General features: G+C 58.7%; 1 pseudogene. It reads left to right on the top strand.

Going from position 1 to position 968, the window contains the following annotated elements:
• Positions 1-818: pseudogene (locus ACTIKR_RS02350) on the top strand (chromate transporter); the annotation flags it as partial.
• Positions 819-968 lie beyond the last annotated feature (150 nt).

Here is a 968-nt window from a genome sequence, read left to right as displayed (position 1 = left end):
CGCATGCCGTATGGGGCATGGCGCGCTCCTTGTGTACAGATACGAAGCGCATTACCATGATGGCCCTCGCGGCCATTGCCGCACTACTGGCGCCGCCCCTATGGGGGCAGATAGGCATCATCATGGTTGCTGCGCTGCTGGGCTTGTGGCTGTTCAAACCGGCTCAGGACGCCACGCTTGATGCATTACCGGTTGCGGTAAGTCGGCGGGCAGGAATCCTGTGCCTTGTGCTCTTCTTTGTTTTACTGGCAGGACTGCCTATTTTGGCCCACCTCGTACAAACCCATGTGATAGCTGTGGTGGACGCTTTTTTCCGTGCCGGCTCCCTGGTCTTTGGTGGCGGTCATGTTGTCCTGCCGCTGCTGCAGGCGCAGGTAGTTCCTTCTGGCTGGGTTAGCAATGACGCCTTTCTGGCAGGCTATGGCGCTGCACAGGCAGTGCCCGGCCCATTGTTTACCTTTGCCGCTTTCCTTGGCGCGACCATGAACGCCAGCGCGCCTGCCTGGATCACCGGGCTGATTTGCCTGCTGGCGATTTTTGCACCGTCTTTTCTTCTGGTCATTGGCGTCTTGCCGTTCTGGGAGCGATTGCGTCACCATCAACGCACCCGTGCAGCGCTGGCCGGCGTCAATGTCGCCGTCGTGGGTCTGCTACTTGCGGCACTGTATCAGCCGGTATGGACCAGCGCTATTTATCGCCCGCAGGACTTCGGACTGGCGTTGATCGCACTTGTGGCATTGATGTTCTGGAAACTTTCACCATGGCTGGTCGTCATTTGCAGTGGTGTCGCAGGGTGGTTGCTCAGTATTGCAGCGTAAGACGGTAGCAAAGAGAGGGGGCAAGCGTGCACCGGTTACGGAAGCTGAGCAACGCTGCCTTCTGCTACCCACCTAACTGCGCGGCGTTATACAAGGCGATGGGGCAGGGCGCTGCGACGCTCACAGGGCACTTCAGATATCCATCAGATA

Source organism: Advenella sp. (assembly GCF_052108595.1).
Classification (GTDB): Bacteria; Pseudomonadota; Gammaproteobacteria; order Burkholderiales; family Burkholderiaceae_B; genus Advenella.
The sequence above is the reverse complement of the archived record's forward strand: the minus strand, read 5'-3'. Positions and strand labels throughout refer to the sequence as shown.